19 protein-coding genes are annotated in these 15926 nt (G+C 68.2%); 7 read left to right on the forward strand and 12 right to left on the reverse strand.

What is annotated here, in order from left to right:
* Positions 1 to 88: 88 nt before the first annotated feature.
* The gene (locus ACTZQ5_RS00575) at positions 89 to 934 is read left to right on the forward strand and encodes a peptidylprolyl isomerase (protein WP_443583209.1); all 846 of its coding nucleotides are present in this window, start codon (positions 89 to 91) and stop codon (positions 932 to 934) included.
* Positions 935 to 952: 18 nt separating this feature from the next.
* Here ACTZQ5_RS00575 and ACTZQ5_RS00580 read toward each other — a convergent pair whose 3' ends face one another.
* From ACTZQ5_RS00580 to petA, 8 genes are all read right to left on the reverse strand, one after another.
* Positions 953 to 1540 carry an ABC-type transport auxiliary lipoprotein family protein gene (locus ACTZQ5_RS00580; RefSeq protein WP_443583210.1) on the reverse strand — a complete coding sequence of 196 codons (588 nt, stop codon included), beginning with the start codon at positions 1538 to 1540 and terminating at the stop codon, positions 953 to 955.
* Between the two features lie 4 nt (positions 1541 to 1544).
* Positions 1545 to 2507, reverse strand: coding sequence for an MlaD family protein (locus ACTZQ5_RS00585; protein ID WP_443583211.1), 963 nt, complete (start codon positions 2505 to 2507; stop codon positions 1545 to 1547).
* The gene (locus tag ACTZQ5_RS00590; protein WP_443583212.1) at positions 2507 to 3409 is read right to left on the reverse strand and encodes an ABC transporter ATP-binding protein; all 903 of its coding nucleotides are present in this window, start codon (positions 3407 to 3409) and stop codon (positions 2507 to 2509) included. The genes ACTZQ5_RS00585 and ACTZQ5_RS00590 overlap by 1 nt, the downstream gene beginning before the upstream one ends.
* A complete protein-coding gene (locus tag ACTZQ5_RS00595) occupies positions 3409 to 4509 on the reverse strand; it encodes an ABC transporter permease (protein WP_443583213.1) in 1101 nt (366 codons plus the stop codon). Before ACTZQ5_RS00595 ends, ACTZQ5_RS00590 begins: the two co-directional genes overlap by 1 nt.
* Before the next feature lie 82 nt (positions 4510 to 4591).
* Positions 4592 to 5800 (reverse strand): DUF445 domain-containing protein, encoded by a 1209-nt coding sequence (locus tag ACTZQ5_RS00600; protein ID WP_443583690.1) that lies wholly within the window; start codon positions 5798 to 5800, stop codon positions 4592 to 4594.
* A gap of 207 nt (positions 5801 to 6007) precedes the next feature.
* Complete coding sequence (locus tag ACTZQ5_RS00605) at positions 6008 to 6850, reverse strand: cytochrome c1 (RefSeq protein WP_443583214.1); 843 nt, start codon at positions 6848 to 6850, stop codon at positions 6008 to 6010.
* A 25-nt stretch (positions 6851 to 6875) separates the two neighbouring features.
* Positions 6876 to 8162, reverse strand: coding sequence for a cytochrome b (locus ACTZQ5_RS00610; RefSeq protein WP_443583215.1), 1287 nt, complete (start codon positions 8160 to 8162; stop codon positions 6876 to 6878).
* Between the two features lie 16 nt (positions 8163 to 8178).
* Positions 8179 to 8745, reverse strand: coding sequence for a ubiquinol-cytochrome c reductase iron-sulfur subunit (gene petA / locus ACTZQ5_RS00615; RefSeq protein ID WP_443583691.1), 567 nt, complete (start codon positions 8743 to 8745; stop codon positions 8179 to 8181).
* 175 nt (positions 8746 to 8920) lie between these two features.
* Here petA and ACTZQ5_RS00620 point away from each other — a divergent pair, with 175 nt between their 5' ends.
* Entirely contained in the window at positions 8921 to 9385 is a 465-nt protein-coding gene (locus tag ACTZQ5_RS00620) for a tRNA (cytidine(34)-2'-O)-methyltransferase (RefSeq protein ID WP_443583216.1), read from the forward strand.
* Here the strand turns inward: ACTZQ5_RS00620 and ACTZQ5_RS00625 are convergent.
* Positions 9354 to 10088, reverse strand: a complete 735-nt coding sequence (locus tag ACTZQ5_RS00625) for an AcvB/VirJ family lysyl-phosphatidylglycerol hydrolase (protein ID WP_443583217.1) — start codon at positions 10086 to 10088, stop codon at positions 9354 to 9356. The genes ACTZQ5_RS00620 and ACTZQ5_RS00625 overlap by 32 nt on opposite strands.
* A gap of 65 nt (positions 10089 to 10153) precedes the next feature.
* On the opposite strand from ACTZQ5_RS00625, the gene hemF reads away from it, so the two are divergent.
* Together hemF and ACTZQ5_RS00635 are read left to right on the forward strand one after the other, a co-directional pair.
* A complete protein-coding gene (gene hemF, locus ACTZQ5_RS00630; RefSeq protein WP_443583218.1) occupies positions 10154 to 10996 on the forward strand; it encodes an oxygen-dependent coproporphyrinogen oxidase in 843 nt (280 codons plus the stop codon).
* Between the two features lie 4 nt (positions 10997 to 11000).
* Positions 11001 to 11606, forward strand: a complete 606-nt coding sequence (locus ACTZQ5_RS00635) for a GNAT family N-acetyltransferase (protein WP_443583219.1) — start codon at positions 11001 to 11003, stop codon at positions 11604 to 11606.
* Here the strand turns inward: ACTZQ5_RS00635 and ACTZQ5_RS00640 are convergent.
* Positions 11573 to 12337, reverse strand: coding sequence for a hypothetical protein (locus ACTZQ5_RS00640; RefSeq protein ID WP_443583220.1), 765 nt, complete (start codon positions 12335 to 12337; stop codon positions 11573 to 11575). The genes ACTZQ5_RS00635 and ACTZQ5_RS00640 overlap by 34 nt on opposite strands.
* Entirely contained in the window at positions 12334 to 13164 is an 831-nt protein-coding gene (locus ACTZQ5_RS00645; RefSeq protein WP_443583221.1) for a DUF7847 domain-containing protein, read from the reverse strand. The genes ACTZQ5_RS00640 and ACTZQ5_RS00645 overlap by 4 nt, the downstream gene beginning before the upstream one ends.
* 115 nt (positions 13165 to 13279) lie before the next feature.
* Here ACTZQ5_RS00645 and lipB point away from each other — a divergent pair, with 115 nt between their 5' ends.
* The 3 genes from lipB to ACTZQ5_RS00660 all read left to right on the forward strand — a co-directional run bounded on the left by lipB (position 13280) and on the right by ACTZQ5_RS00660 (position 15242).
* Positions 13280 to 13936, forward strand: coding sequence for a lipoyl(octanoyl) transferase LipB (lipB, locus tag ACTZQ5_RS00650; protein ID WP_443583222.1), 657 nt, complete (start codon positions 13280 to 13282; stop codon positions 13934 to 13936).
* Positions 13937 to 14044: 108 nt separating this feature from the next.
* The gene (locus tag ACTZQ5_RS00655) at positions 14045 to 14308 is read left to right on the forward strand and encodes a hypothetical protein (protein ID WP_443583223.1); all 264 of its coding nucleotides are present in this window, start codon (positions 14045 to 14047) and stop codon (positions 14306 to 14308) included.
* Positions 14309 to 14507: 199 nt separating this feature from the next.
* The gene (locus ACTZQ5_RS00660; protein WP_443583224.1) at positions 14508 to 15242 is read left to right on the forward strand and encodes a hypothetical protein; all 735 of its coding nucleotides are present in this window, start codon (positions 14508 to 14510) and stop codon (positions 15240 to 15242) included.
* 50 nt (positions 15243 to 15292) lie between these two features.
* Here the strand turns inward: ACTZQ5_RS00660 and queE are convergent, their stop codons facing one another.
* Positions 15293 to 15925 (reverse strand): 7-carboxy-7-deazaguanine synthase, encoded by a 633-nt coding sequence (gene queE, locus ACTZQ5_RS00665; RefSeq protein ID WP_443583225.1) that lies wholly within the window; start codon positions 15923 to 15925, stop codon positions 15293 to 15295.
* Position 15926 lies beyond the last annotated feature (1 nt).

Genomic DNA, 15926 nt, shown 5'->3' on the forward strand with positions numbered 1-15926 from the left:
GCATGTCCTGGAGCAGCGCGCCTAGCCGGTCCGGGGTCGCCCTGCAAGTGATTGCGCGCGGGTGCCGGCTGCGCCACTCTGCTGCGTCATGCTGAGCCTGCTCCTGTTCGCCGCCGCGCCGCTGCAAGCTGCGCCGCCACCCTCGCCTGCCGATCCCATCGAGGCGGATTGGCGTGCCATTCCCGATGACGAACTGCTGGTGATGACGCTGGCAAACGGGCGGCAGGTGGTGATCCGTCTTGCCGCGGGCATGGCGCCGCAGCATGTCGGCAATGTGCGCACGCTCGCTCGTGCGCATTGGTGGGACGGCGAAAGCGTGTACCGCGTGCAGGAGAACTGGGTCGCGCAATGGGGCGATGCGACGGAGAAGAAGCCGCTGCCCGCCGGCGTCACCGATCGTCCCGCCGCCGAGTTCGAGATCGCGGCGTTCCGGCCGGCGGTGCGACTGGCAAAGGCCGACAGCTATTCCACCGCGTCGGGGATCACCGCCGACGGCTGGCCGGTGGCGAGCAACGGGCGGCAGGCGTGGCTGACGCATTGCTACGGCATGGTCGGGGTCGCGCGCGATGCGCTGCCGAGCACCGGGTCGGGCGCCGAACTGTTCACGCCCATCGGCCAGTCCGCGCGGCGGCTCGACCGCAATTACACGGTGGTCGGGCGGATCGTCGAGGGCATGCCATATCTCTCCGCCCTGCCGCGCAGCGATGCGGCGATGGGCATGTATGCGACCGCCGCGGAACGCACGCCGATCGTCAGCGTGCGGCTGGCGAGCGACATGCCGGCCGCCGAACGCCCGCATTTCCAATATCGCCGCGCCGACAATCCACGCTTCGCCGCCGCCGTCGCACGGCGCGAACATCCCGAGGCGCCGATGGTGTCGCTGGGCGGTGCGGCGGTGTGCGACGTGCTGCCCGGGGTGCGCCGGGCGCCCTGACGCTCGGGGGCGTTGCGCTCAGCTCGCCGCGACCCAGGCGGCGACCTCGACGGCGACCTGGTTGGCGGCCTGGTTGAGCGCGGTGCCGGCGCTGGTGGCGTCGATGGTCGCGACCGGCACGCGCGCTTCGAACCGGCGCTTCTCCACCGTATCCTTGCCGGCGCGGGTCAGCGCCGCGTCATAGGTCACGACCGCCTGGCGACTGGCGGCATCGAGCCCGAAATTGCGCAGCGATCCCGCCAGCGTCGCGCTGGGATCGCCGATCGACTGGATGCTGGACAGCACCACCATGTTGCTGCGCGCCGAGACGGTGTCCGACAGCAGCCGCGCAAAGAGGCGCGCCGGCGGTTCGGACCATTGCGCGTCCTTCACATAGGCGATCGACGTCGGCGTTTCCTGCACCGGCACGCGTGCGACGGCGATCTCGGCCGGGGTGGTCGGCACCTGGATGGTGATCGACCGCGTACCCGCCGAATTCTGCTCCGTCCCCACCGCGGGTGCGGCGGTCGATTGCAGGGTGAGCAGCGAGGGCGGCGGCTTGGCGCCGAAGCTGATGCAGCCGGCCAGCGGCAGGGCCGCGGCGAGGATGAGGAGCCTGGTCTTCATGATCTCACTTGCCCTTGTAGTCGGGGAGCTTCTGCTGGCCGATCAGCGAGCTGGCGCCGCCCTGGTCGACCTTGTCGGCGATCGACGACAATGCCGTCGCGGTGACGCGCAGGTCGCGCACCAGCCGGTTCGCCTCCGGAATCGTCTGTTTGGAGAAGGTCTGCAGGCCCGGCCGCGCATCCTGGATGGCGCTGTTCAGCGTTTCGGCGCTCTGCTGGGCCGCGGCGATCGCCTTGTTGAGGTTCTGCATCGTCGGCTTGACGTCCTCGGCCAGCACACCGTTGGTGGTCTGCGCGAGCTGGCCGATCGATTGCGCGGCATCGCCCGCCTGCTGGATGGCGACACGGGTCTGCGCCAGCGTCGCCGCGATCTCCGGCCCGCGATCGGCGAGCGCGTCGGTCAGGCGGTTGGTGTTGTCGAGGATGCCGGCGATCGACGCCTGGTTGCGATCGGTGAGCAGGCCGGTCAGCCGCTCGGTCAGCGTCGACAGCCGCTCCAGCAGCTGCGGCGCCGAATTCAGGATCGCACCGATGCCGCCCTGCTTGGTGGCGATCACGGGGACGCCATAGGGACATTGCTGCGCATCGGGATGATCGGGGCAGACGATCGGCGGCGCGCCCTTGCGCGCGCCATCCAGCGCCACCGTGCTGGTGCCGGTGAAGCTGCCCTGGATGGTCGCGGTGGTGCCTTGCAGGATCGGCGTATCGTCGTTCACCGTCACGCGCACGCGGACGAACTGCGGATCGGGCTTCCACAGCGCGATCGTCTTCACCTGCCCCGTCGGCACGCCCGAATAGGTGACCGTCGACCCCTTGGCGAGGCCGTCGACGGACTGTTTGAAGAAGATGTCATATTCCTTCTCCTGCGTGCCGCCGAGGCGCGCGATCCAGACGGTGAAGATCGCAAGGACGGCGAGCAGGATCAGCACGACCGCGCCGACGATCACGTGGTTGGAACGGGTTTCCATCAGTCGGTCCCCATGGGTCGGTCTCGTGCCGGTTCGGTGGCGGCGGCAGTCGGATTGGCCGCGATTGCGTTGGTCTTCACTTCGGTCGGATGAGCGGCGGCATTCGCCTCCTGCGTCGCCACCGCGGCGCGGCCGCGCGGCCCCTTGAAATATTCCTGGATCCAGGGGTGATCGAGCGCGAGCAGTTCGTCGATCGTGCCGACCGCGATCACGCGTCTGTCCGCCAGTACCGCCACCCGGTCGCAGATCGCATACAGGGTGTCGAGGTCGTGGGTGATGAGGAAGACGGTGAGGCCCAGCGTCTTCTGAAGCGATTTGGTGAGATCGTCGAACGCCGCGGCACCGATCGGATCGAGACCGGCGGTGGGTTCGTCGAGAAACAGCAGTTCGGGATCGAGCGCGAGCGCCCGGGCAAGGCCGGCGCGCTTCTTCATGCCGCCCGACAGTTCGGCCGGGTATTTGGGGCCGGCATCGGGCTTGAGGCCGGTCATCACCACCTTGTAGGCCGCGATTTCCGCCATCAGCGCCGGGTTCAGGTCGCGATAGAATTCGCGCAACGGGACCTGCACGTTCTCGGCGACGGTCAACGTGGAGAACAGCGCACCGCCCTGGAACAGCACGCCCCAGCGCTTGCGGATGTTGGTCGCCTCCGTCTCCTCGCGGCCGATCGTCGGTTCGCCGAACACGGTGATCTCGCCGGCGACGGGCGTCTGGAGGCCGATGATCGAGCGCATCAGCACCGACTTGCCGGTGCCCGATCCGCCGACCACGCCCAGGATCTCGCCGCGCCGGACATCGAGGTCGAGCCCTTCATGGACCACCTGATCGCCGAACGCATTCTTGAGGCCGCGGACCTGGATGATGTGTTCGCCGGCGTCGCGATCGGTATTGGTCGCGGCCATCAGTTCCACCCCACCCAGGTGAAGAACACCGCGAAGAAGGCATCGAGCACGATGACGAGGAAGATCGCCTGCACGACGGCGGACGTGGTGCGCAGGCCGACCTGCTCCGCGTCCGATTCGACCAGCATGCCCTGGAAGCAGCCGGCGATGGCGATGATCGCGCCGAACACCGGTGCCTTGATGAGGCCGATGTAGAGGTCGGTGATCGGCACCACTTCGCGGATGCGCTGGATGAAGGTCACGGGCGGGATGTCGAGCGACACCCAGGCGAGCAGGCCGCCGCCAATGATCGCGATCAGCGACGAATAGAAGCCGAGCAGCGGCATCAGCAGCACCGCCGCGATCGTGCGCGGCAGCACCAGCGCCTCCATCGGCGACACGCCGATGGTGCGCATCGCGTCGATCTCTTCGGTCAGCTTCATCGTGCCGAGCTGCGCCGCGAACGCCGATCCGGAACGCCCGGCGACCATGATCGCGGTCATCAGCACGCCCAGCTCCCGCAGGGTCAGCCGGCCGACGAGGTTGATCGTGAACACCTCCGCGCCGAACTGGCGCAGCTGCACCGCGCCCTGCTGGGCGATGACGATGCCGATCAGGAAGCTCATCAGCCCGACGATCGCCAGCGCCTGCACGCCCACCACCTCAAACCGGTGGACGGTGGCATTGAAGCGGAAGCGGCTGGGATGGCGGATGACGTTGACCAGGGCGATCGTCGTCGCGCCGAGGAACCCGAGCAGGCCATACAGCGTGCGGAATGTGACGACGACCGCATCGCCGATCTCGCCGAGCAGGCGGGTGAAGGCATTCGACGGCCGATCCGGCAGCGCGACCGGCTGATCGGCGGCGACCACCTGATCGAGCAGGTAGCGGCCGTCCTCGTCCAGCCCGTCGATCGCGGCATCGTGGCGCGCGGCGAGCCGGTGGACGACCCAGGCGCCGACGGTGTCGATCCGCCCGACGGCGCTGAGGTCGATTCGCTCGACCGGCCCGGACAGCGAATCGAGCCGGTCCGGCAGCTTGCCCAGCGTCCGCAACAGCAGGTCGCCGGAAAAGCGGACGGTGCCGCCGCTGTCCTGCTCGAATTCGGCTGTGGCGCTCATCGCCTGCGCTTGTGCGGCAAGACGATCGAGACGGCAAGGCGTTTGCGGTATGCGACGGATGGCGAGAGCGTACAGCCCTGCTTCACAACAGGACATCCACCGCATGGATGGCGAGGCCGACGAGGCCGCCGACCAGCGTGCCGTTGATGCGGATATATTGCAGATCGCGCCCGACCGCGTTCTCCAGCCGCGTCGTGATCGTGCGGGCGTCCCAGCCACGCACGGTTTCGGATACCAGGCGGACGATGCCGTCGCCATAATCCGCAGCGATGCCGACCACCGCCCGCCGCACGAAGCGGTTGATGGTGCGGGCAAGGCGCGGATCGCCGGTCAGCGTGCCCCCCAGCTGGCGCAGCACGTCCCCCAACTGGCCCTGCATCGCACCCTCGGGATCGCGGGCGATACGCAGCAGCCCGGCACGCGCCGCCTCCCACAAACCGTCGAGCCAGCGCTGCATCGCCGGATTGGCGATCAGTTCGACCTTCATCGCCTCCACCCGTTCGCGGGTGCGGGGATCGAATTGCAGGTCCCAAGCGAGGCGATCCAGCCCCTCCTCCGCCTTGAGGCGCAACGGGTGCTGCGGATCCTCCGCCATGTCGGCGATCAGCCGGTCGAGGCCGCCGATCAGCTTGTCCGCCACCGTTTCGTCGAGCCCGGTCCAGCGCAGGATCGACCCGGCGCGTTCATGCACCATCTGGCGGATCAGGTGATCGTTGGCGGCGAGCGCCTTGGCGGCCCAGCGGATCGCGCCGTCGAGCAGCGGCGCGTGGCGCTGTTCGGCGATGGCGGCCTTCATCACGCGCCCCAGCATCGGCGCGACCTCCGCCTCGCGCAGGCGTGCGGCGATGCCGGCCTTGACCATGCCACCGAGCCGCTGGGGATCGAGCCCTTCGAGCACCTGCGCGACCAGTTTGGAGGCGCCCTGGCGGAAGCGGCCGCCGGCGCCCTCCTCGGGATCGGTCAGCCAATGGGCAAGCGCGCCGGCGACATCCAGGCGCCGCATGCGGCGGCTGATGACCGTGGGTTGCAGGAAGTTGGCGCGCAGGAACTGCGCCAGCGTATCGCCGATGCGATCCTTGTTGCGCGGCACGATCGCGGTGTGCGGGATCGGCAGGCCGAGCGGATGGCGGAACAGCGCGGTGACCGCGAACCAGTCGGCGAGGCCGCCGACCATCGCCGCCTCGCTGAACGCCTGCACGAAGCCCCACGCCGGCTGCGTCGCGGCGAGATGTCGGCTGACGAGGAACAGCGCCGCCATGGCGAGCAGCAGCCCGCCGGCGAGCCTGCGCATCCGCACCAGTGCAGGCGGCGTCGCCTCCAGTCTGGTCGTGGTGCGGGGGAAAGGGGTCATCGGTGAAACAATCCCCGAAGCGCTGGTAAGTTCAAGTGGCCGTGGCGGGGCGACCGGTAAGCGGCTGCCCATCGGCCCACTCGACGAAAAAGGGCGGCGGTGCCTTCGCACCCCCGCCCCCGTCCGTCGGCCCTCAGCGGGCGGCGATCAATGCTTCACGTCGCGCCAGACGTTCTGATACGCGCCCCAGGCGAGGAAGCAGAACGCGATCAGGAACAGCGCCGCCGCAAGCCCCGCGCCGTGGCGCGTGTTGAGGTTCGGCTCCGCGGTCCAGGTCAGGAAGGCGGCGACGTCGCGCGCCATCTGGTCCTTGGTCGCCTTGGTCCCGTCCGAATAGGTGACCTGCCCGTCGGAGGTCAGCGGCGGCGGCATGGCGATGTTGAGGTTGGCGAAATACGGGTTGTAGTGCAGCCCCTTGGGCGTCTTCGCATCCGGGAACTCCTTCAGCAGCGCCGCAGGCTGCGGGCGATAGCCGGTGAGGAGCGCATGGATGTAGTTCGACCCGTCATGCCGCGCCTTGGCCATCAGCGACAGGTCGGGCGGCAGCGCGTTGTTGTTGGCGGCGCGCGCGGCGACCTCGTTGGCGAACGGCGACGGGAAGCGATCCGACGGCACGTTCTTGCGGGTCGAGGCTTCGCCGGTGTCCGGGTTCACCGTCGGCTGTTCGATCACCCACTGGTTGGCGATCGCCTTCACCTCAGGCTCCGAATAGCCGATCTTGGTGAGGTCGCGGAACGACACGAACTTCAGGCTGTGGCAGGCCGAGCAGACCTCCTTGTAGACCTGGAAGCCGCGCTGCAGCTGCCGGTTGTCGTATTTGCCGAAGAAGCCGTTCGACGACAGGTGGATGTCCTCGGGGTGCAGGTGGAACACCTGCTCGGCGGTTTCCTTCGCGGGATCCTCGATCGCGGTCTTGGCGGTGCCGAAGAGCGCGAGCGCGAGCACGAAGATGAAGGCGGCGCCGATCAGGGAGGCGATGATGCGAGGCATGGTTTTCTGATATCCCCCAGTCGGTTCAGGCTTGCGCCGCGCTGTGCGTGACGCTGGTCCCGCCCTGCTTGGCCAGCACCGCTTCCGTGATCGAATTGGGCAGCGGGCGCGGACGCTCCGAGCGGGCGACCCACGGCAGGATGATGAGGAAGTGCGCGAAATAATAGGCCGAGGCGATCTGCCCCAGGATCACGTTGCGCGCATTCGCCTCCGCCCCGCCGACATAGCCGAGCACCAGCACGTCGAGCAGCAGCACGCCGAGGAAGATGCGATACTTCGGCCGGTAGTTCGCCGAGCGCACCGGCGACGTGTCGAGCCAGGGCAGGAAGAACAGCAGCAGGATCGACCCGAACATCGCGAGCACGCCCCACAGCTTGGCATCGAGGATGAAGTTCGCGGTGAAGCTCTTGAGGATCGCGTAGAACGGCAGGAAGTACCATTCGGGCACGATGTGCGCCGGCGTCGAGAGCGGGTTCGCCTCGATGTAATTGTCCGGATGGCCGAGCAGGTTGGGGCTGAAGAAGATCAGCAGCGCGAAGACGAGCATGAACACGCCGACGCCGACGCCGTCCTTCGCCGTATAATAGGGGTGGAACGGCACCGTGTCCTGCTCGCCCTTCACCTCGACGCCGGTCGGGTTGTTCGATCCCGGGATGTGCAGCGCCCAGATGTGCAGGATGATGACGCCCGCGATCACGAACGGCAGCAGATAGTGCAGCGAGAAGAAGCGGTTGAGCGTCGCATTGTCCGGCGCGTAGCCGCCGAGCAGCCAGATGCGGATCGTGTCGCCGACCAGCGGTATCGCCGAGAAGAAGCCGGTGATGACCTGCGCACCCCAGAAGCTCATCTGCCCCCAGGGGAGCACATAGCCCATGAAGGCGGTCGCCATCATCAGCAGGAAGATGACGACGCCGAGCAGCCACACCATCTCGCGCGGCGCCTTGTACGACCCGTAATAGAGGCCGCGGCCGATGTGGATGTAGACGACGAGCAGGAACATCGACGCGCCGTTGGCGTGCGCATAGCGCAGGAACCAGCCGGCGTTGACGTCGCGCATGATGCTTTCGACCGAGCCGAAGGCGACGCCGGCATTGGCGGCGTAGTGCATCGCCAGCACGATGCCGGTGATGATCTGGATCGCCAGCGCGGCCCCGGCGAGCACGCCGAAGTTCCAGAAATAGTTGAGGTTGCGCGGCACCGGATAGCCGGCACCGACGGCATTGTAGACGAGGCGCGGCAGCGGCAGCTTCTCGTCCAGCCAGCGCATCAGCGGCTGCTTGGGTTCGTAATGCTTGGCCCAGGGAAAGCTCATGTCTTCTACCTCTCCCTTAGCCGACCGTGACGACGGTGTCGGAATTGAACGTATATTCGGGGACGAACAGGTTCTTGGGCGCCGGCCCCTGCCGGATGCGCGCCGCCGTGTCGTAGGCCGAGCCATGGCACGGGCAGAAATAGCCGCCGAACGGCCCCTTGTTCTCGCCCTCGCCCGCACCGAGCGGCACGCAGCCGAGGTGCGTGCAGACGCCGAGCGTAATCAGCCAGTTCTCCTTGCCGGGCTTGGTCCGCTCGGCCAGCGTCTGGGGATCGCGCAACGAGGCGATCGGCACGGCATTCGCCTCCGCGATCTCCTTGGGCGTCAGGTTGCGCACGAACAGCGGCTGCTTGCGGAACTGCGCCTTGATCGCCTGTCCCGGCTGGATCTTGGACAGGTCGACCTCGGTGGTCGACAGCGCGAGCACGTCCGCCGACGGGTTCATCTGGTTGATGAGCGGCAGCACGATCGCGAGCGCGCCGACGCCGGCAAAGGATACGGCGGCGATGTTGATGAAATCGCGGCGGCGGGGATCGTGGACTTCCTCGTGGAACGGCTCCGGCGATTCACCGGGAGGTACCATGCTGTCAGTCGCCATTCGTCTCTGCCCTTGTCTCTTTTTCTTGCGGGGGAACGGGAAACCCTGGCCCACCGAACCCTGCCATCCCCAAGGCGGGCTGCTGCCTGATAGACGGCAGGGCCTCGCTTTGCCAACAGCATTTTACCGCGGGTTAGCCGGACGCTAGGGAGGACCCACGATGACCAGCCGCCTGCGCCTCGCCCTCTACCAGCCCGATATCGCCGGCAACGTCGGCGCGGTGATGCGCACCTGCGCCTGCCTCGGCACGCCGCTCGACCTGATCGAGCCGATGGGTTTCCAGTGGGACGACAAGCGCGTCGCGCGGGCGGCTATGGATTATATCGAGCATGTGTCGGTGACCCGGCATGCCGATTGGCCGACGTTCGAGCAGCAGGCGCCGGGTCGCCTGGTGCTGCTGACGACGCGCGGTGCGACGCCGCTCCACGACTTCGCCTTCGCCGCCGACGACGTGCTGCTGTTCGGCCGCGAGAGCGCCGGCGTGCCCGAGGAGGTCCATGCCCGCGTCGACGCCCGTGTCGTCATCCCGATGGCGCCGCCGCTGCGCTCGCTCAACCTGTCGGTATCCGCCGCGATCGTGCTGGCCGAGGCGCTCAGGCAGACGGGCGGCTGGCCGGGCCACTGATCGCATCCAGCACATGGGCGAGCAGCCCGGCTTCGTCATGGTGGATATTGTGGCCGCCCGGCATCCCGACGATCCGCGCGCCCGGCACCTTGAGCAGCGGGCAGAGGCTGTCGTCTTCCTCGACACCGTAGATGCAGGTGAGCGGCGCCCAGGTGAGCGTGTCGGCGGTGGTGACGGCGACGCTGTCCGGCGTACCGCGATAGGCCCAGCCGGTGGGGTCGGCACGGAAGTAGACCGAATCGCCCGGCAGCACGAGGATGATCCCCGCCACGCGCGATCGCAGGTCAGCGGGCAGGCGCGCAAGGCCGGTCTGCACGATGTCGGCGCCATAGGACTGGCCCATCACCACGATCCGCCGCGCCCCGGTGCGGGCCAGGCCGGTCCGCACCACGTCGGCCATGAAGGCGTCAACCTCCGCCCAGCTCCGTCGCCGCCGGAAGACCGCCGGCGAGGAGATGCCGACCACCGTCACATGGTGTTCGGTCAGCCCGCGCGACGTGGAGGCGCCGAGCAGGAAGCGCAGGCCCATGTCGCCCGAGACGTTGACCAGCGCGACGCCGCTCGCCGGCGGTCGCGCCGGATAGAGGTGGACGGGATCGCGATCGAAATAGCCCGCCGCCGCGACGCATGCGCAGACGAAGGCCGAACTGACCGCGGCGACGCGCAGGCCGCGGAACAGCGATCGTCGTGCCGAACGGGTCATCCGCCGTCCCTGCCAGCCTGCGTGACGGATGACCAGCGCCGCGACAGGCGCTAGAGGGTCGCTCCATGCTGACCCTCGATGCCGAACAGACCGCCGCCCGCCATTGGTTCGAATCGCTGCGCACCCGCATCTGCACCGCGTTCGAGGCGATCGAGCGCGAGGCGGGATCGGACGCGGTGTTCGACTATACGCCATGGGACCGCACCGATCCCTCGGGCGAACCGGGCGGAGGGGGCGTGCGCGGGGTGATGAAGGGCCGCGTGTTCGAAAAGGTCGGCGTCAACGTCTCCACCGTCGGCGGCGCGTTCGAAGGCGAATTCGGCAAGACGATCCACGGCGCCGGCGACGATCCGCGCTTCTTCGCGACCGGCATCAGCCTGGTCGCGCACATGGCCAATCCGCACGTGCCCGCGGTGCACATGAACACCCGCTTCCTCGTCACCACCAAGCGCTGGTTCGGCGGCGGTGCCGACCTCAACCCGCCGCTGCCGGTGGCGGAGGATACCGCCGATTTCCACGCCGCGCTCGCCGCCGCCTGCGATGCCCACGATCCGGCGCACTATCCGCGGTTCAAGGCATGGGCGGACGAGTATTTCTACATTCCCCATCGCAAGGTGCATCGCGGCGTCGGCGGCATCTTCTACGATCACCTGGAGGGTGATTTCGACGCCAATTTCGCCTTCACCCGCGCCGTCGGCGAAGCGTTCCTCGCGATCTACCCGAACATCGTCCGCCGCCGCATGAACCAGCCGTTCGACGAGTCCGATCTGGCGCAGCAGCGCGCCTGGCGCGGCCGCTATGCCGAATTCAACCTGGTCTACGACCGCGGCACCCTGTTCGGCCTGAAGACCGGCGGCAATATCGATGCGATCCTGATGAGCCTGCCGCCGCTCGCGACGTGGGAATAGCGCCGTGGCGCTGATCGCGGTCGATCCGCGCGAGCTGGCGACGATCGTCACCACGCTGGAGATGACGCGCCGACCGCCGCTGCGGCCGCTGCCCGCCTCACCGTTGCGGCTGGTGCGCTGGGCGCGGCCCGAATCGGCCAAGTACCGGATGCTCTTCGCGCGCGTCGGCGGGCCATGGCTGTGGTATTCGCGCCTCGCGATGGACGATGCCGCGCTGACCGCGATCGTGCACGATGCGCGGGTGCAGGTCTTCGCCGCGGTCGATCCCGCCGGCGTCGAGGTCGGGCTGCTCGAACTGGATTTCCGGCATGAGGGCGCCTGCGAATTGTCCTATTTCGGCTTGGTTCCGGAACTCGCCGGCAAGGGGCATGGCCGCTGGCTGATGGCGGAGGCGATGGCGCGCGCGTGGGTACCGGGTGTCCGGCGGGTGTGGGTGCATACCTGCACGCTCGATCACCCTTCCGCGCTCAATTTCTACCGCGCACAGGGGTTCGTCGCGGTCAGGCGGACGATCGAAACCTTCCCCGATCCGCGCGCGCTCGGCCTGCTGCCGCCCGACATGGGGCGGCATGTTCCCTATCTGGCGGACGGCTCCGACAATCGGCGATAGGCGGCGACGGCGATCAGGCCGCCGGCGACCTGCGTCAGCATCGCGACGCCCGCGGCACAGGCATCGGCGATCGCCACGCCGAGCGGATTGCCGCCACCCTCCCCGCCCAGCCAGCGCGCGAACAGCATGAACGGCTGCCCCGCCAGCAACGCGGCGAGATAGACGGTGACGATCGCGCCGAGCAGCGACAGCTGCGCCTTGCGCGTCGCCCGCCACGACCGGCCGATCGCGGCGATGGCACCGATCCGTGGCGTGCCAGCGCCTGCTGCGAAGAGAATCGGGCCAGCGAGCATGAAGCGGCTCATCAGCCACAGTCCGGGGAGCAGCAGCAGGTACATACCCGCGCCGGACGGGATCGACACGACCACCATCGCCAGGATGAAACGCGGGAATAGGCGCGCGGCGCGCCCCATCGCCTCCCGCAGCGTCGGGCGGACGGGATCGAGCAACAGGCAGAACAGCAGGGCCAAGCCGAAATAGGTGACGGCGTAAGCGACGACCGATCCCAGGCCGTAATCGCCGACCCAGGTGTCGAGCGCATTCATCCAGGCCTGCGCGCGCGCCTGCGTGTCCGCGATCTCCGGGTCGGGCAGCGGCAATGGCCCGACGAGCAGCAGCAGCGCGTAGGTCGGCAGGAAGAAGAACAGGCCGGCGACGCGCAGCAGCAGGTCGGCATCGCGCCGGAACAGCGCCCAGGCATCGGCGAGCAGCGCGGCGAGCGTGACCTTCACGCCGCCGCCTGGCCCGCGCGGTCGCGCAGCAGCTGTTCGCGGGCGACCAGCGACAGGTAGAGCTGCGCCGAGAAGACGATCGCGACCAGCGTCAGCGCGGTGGACGCCGCCTGCCCGGCCAGCGTGGCGAGGAAGGCGACGGTGGCGCGCGCATCGGCGCCGAGGATCAGGCGCAGGATCAGGCCGACGGCGAACTGCGCGGCAGTGGTCGCGAACAGCAGCACCACCATGAACAGCAGCACGACGCCGACGATCCGCCAGGTGTGGCGGCGGCTGAGCTGCCAGCTGCGCTTGATCGCGGCGAGGCCCAGCCGCTCGCGCAGCACCACCGCATAGAGCGGCAGCATGCGGGCGCCGACGAACAGGATCGCTACCAGCAGCACGATCACATAGAGGCTGGCGAGCAGCGTCGAGCCGGTTACGGTGACGGTCGGTGCCGTGCCCGCGCTCATCGCCGCGACGTTGACGCCGGATACGGCCATCAGCGCCACCGCCGGCAGCATCGCCACGATCAGCGCGAAGCCCAGCACCAGCGCGACGAGCAACGCCGGCAGCAGCCGCGCATTCGCCTGCCGCCGCGCCGCCTCGCGATCGGTCGCCGGATCGATCGAGGCGGCGATGATCCACAGCTGCCCCCACAGCGCGACCAGTGTCGTCGCGAGGGCGAGCAGCAGCGCGCCTGCCGAGCGGGCCATGCCCGGCGCGACATAGGCGCCGAACGCCGAGGCGAGCGCCGGCGGTATGAACAGCGTCAGGATGGCGACGCCCGCCAGCATACCGCCGCGTCCGTTCAGCACCTCGACGGTGCGATCCCACACATTGCCCATCCTGACCATCCGGCATCGCCCCATCTTGCGGTGATGCCGTCCGGTTAGCCCAAGCGCCGCGGCTTGGCCACTCGCCAACTTGCAAGCACCCGCGCGCTCGCACACATGGACCGGCATGACCGAGATCGACGGGATCGAATGGCGGGTGTCGCCGGGCCTCACCCCCTATGACGAAGCGCTGGCGACGATGGAGGCGCGCGCCGCCGCCGTGCTGGCGGGCGAGGCGCCCGAATTGCTCTGGCTGCTCGAACATCCGCCGGTCTACACCGCCGGCACCAGCGCGGTGGCGGGCGACCTGATCGACCCGCGCTTTCCGGTGATCGCCACCGGGCGGGGCGGCAAATACACCTATCATGGCCCCGGCCAGCGTATCGTCTACATGGTCCTCGACCTAGGCAGGCGCGGGCGCGACGTGCGCTGCTTCGTCCACGGCGTGGAAGGCTGGGTGATCGCCGCCCTCGAACGGCTGGGCGTCTCGGCGTTCCGGGCGGAGGGGCGCGTCGGCATCTGGACGCGCGATGGCGGCCCGGAAGCGAAGATCGGCGCGATCGGCGTGCGCGTGCGGCGGTGGATCACGCTGCACGGCCTCGCCGTGAACGTCGCGCCGGACCTCACCCACTTCACCGGCATCGTGCCGTGCGGCCTGCCGGACTATCCGGTCACCAGCCTCGCCGCGCTGGGCCGCGACGCCGACCTCGCAACCTTTGACGCCGCCCTGGCGTTGACCGCGCCGGTGTTCCTCTCGTCGCTTTCCTGTCCTGCCGAGGCGTAGGCGCAGAAAACGAGGCTTGAGGGCCGGGCATTATGCGATTAATGTCCACCGCGATTTGGGTATTAAAGGGCCAGCAAGCCGTCCAAATCCTTATCTAGGGAGCTTCCAATGCGTGCAATCATCTCCAAGGTCCTGACCGGCTCGCTGATCGCCGGCGCCGCGCTCGCCGTGTCGGCTTGTGGCCCGAAGACCGAGACCACCACCGACAACACGATGGTCACCGACCTGAACACCACCGACGACATGGGCACCATGAGCGACAACATGACCGCCGTCGACGGCGCGTCGAACGGTGGCATGATGGCCAACGACACCATGATGTCGAACGACACCATGATGTCGAACGACACGATGACCACCAACGCGATGTAATAACCCGCAAGGGTTTTACCGTAAGGTCATTACGACATCGAAACGGCCGTCCGGGCAACCGGGCGGCCTTTTCTATTATGTTCCAACGCTTGGCCGCATTTCGTCTGATTTTGCCGCGGATATGCTTAATCGGGGATTGGGTCGGGGGGCAAAACCATCTAGAATTCGCCGATAACGATCCTTCGGGAGGATAGGTGAAATGACCCTGTTGCGTACCGCGCTGGCGCTTGGCGGCGTGGCGATCGGCCTGACGGCGGCGGCTGCGCCCGCCTCGGCCCAATTCTACCTGCGCTCGCACGATTTCCGCGGCGAAACGGTCAAGGGGACCGAAGCGGGCCTCGGCCAGGTGCTGCCCGGTGCCACCGATACCGAGATTCGCGCGGCGATGGCGTGGAACCTGCGCGCGGCGCTCAACGTCGCGGCGCTGCAATGCCAGTTCGAACCGACGCTGCTCACCGTCACCAACTACAATGCCATCCTGACCGACCACCAGGCCGAGTTGAAGGCATCGTTCGACGCGCTGAACAAATATTTCACCCGCACCGCCAAGTCGGCCAAAGAGGGGCAGACTGCGCTCGATCAGTTCGGCACGCGGCTGTATTCCAGCTTCGCGGCGGTCGCAGCCCAGCTCAACTTCTGCCAGACGGCGAGCGAGATCGGTCGCGAGGCGGTGTTCACGCCGCGTGGCCAGTTCGGGGATCTTGCCCTGACCCGCATCCGCGAATTGCGCAACAGCCTGACGCCCTATGGCGAACAGCATTTCTCACGCGCGCTCGGCCGCGACTATGCCTCGCAGCCGCGCATCGACCCTGTCTGCTACGACAAGAAGGGACGCTGGGTCGTCAAAAAGTGCGGTGCCTTCGTCTGGCCGCCGGCCCCGGTGGCCACTGCGGCTGCGGCGCCGACCGCCGCCACGCAGACCGCGGCACGCTGACGCCCGGTGGAGCCGATCGCTTGCCCTGCGACAGGCAGGTGCGATCGGCTCTACCGCAGGCCCAGCATCTTGTGCGTCTGCAGCGACAGGCGCCATTGCGGCCGCTCCATCACCAGCGCAATCGCCGCCTCGACGTTCGCCGCCCCCCGCGCATCGTCCATCGGCTGGAGCAGCCGGTTGGCGAATGCCCAGCTCTCGACCGTCTCCAGGTCGATTCCCGGCTGCGGCCACACCAGCTTCAACTCGTCGCCGGACTGCTGCACCACCGTGCTGCCCGCTTTGGGGCTGACGCACACCCAGTCGATACCGGGGTGGACCGGCAGGGTGCCGTTCGTCTCGATCGCGATGCGAAAGCCCGCATGGTGCAGGGCGTCGACCAACGCATCGTCGACCTGCAGCATCGGTTCGCCGCCGGTGACTACCACGAAGCGTTCGTCCACCCCTTCGCCCCAGAAGCCCGCTACCGCGGCGACCAGCGCCGCCGCGTCGGCGAACTTGCCGCCGCCCAGGCCATCGGTGCCGACGAAATCGGTGTCGCAGAAGCGGCAGACCGCCGTGGCGCGATCCTGCTCGCGGCCGCTCCACAGGTTGCAACCGGCAAAGCGCACGAACACCGCGCGCCGTCCGGCGTTCACCCCCTCGCCCTGCAGGGTGAGGAACATCTCCTTGACCGCATAGCTCATG

Source organism: Sphingomonas cellulosilytica (assembly GCF_052321755.1).
Lineage (GTDB): Bacteria > Pseudomonadota > Alphaproteobacteria > Sphingomonadales > Sphingomonadaceae > Sphingomonas.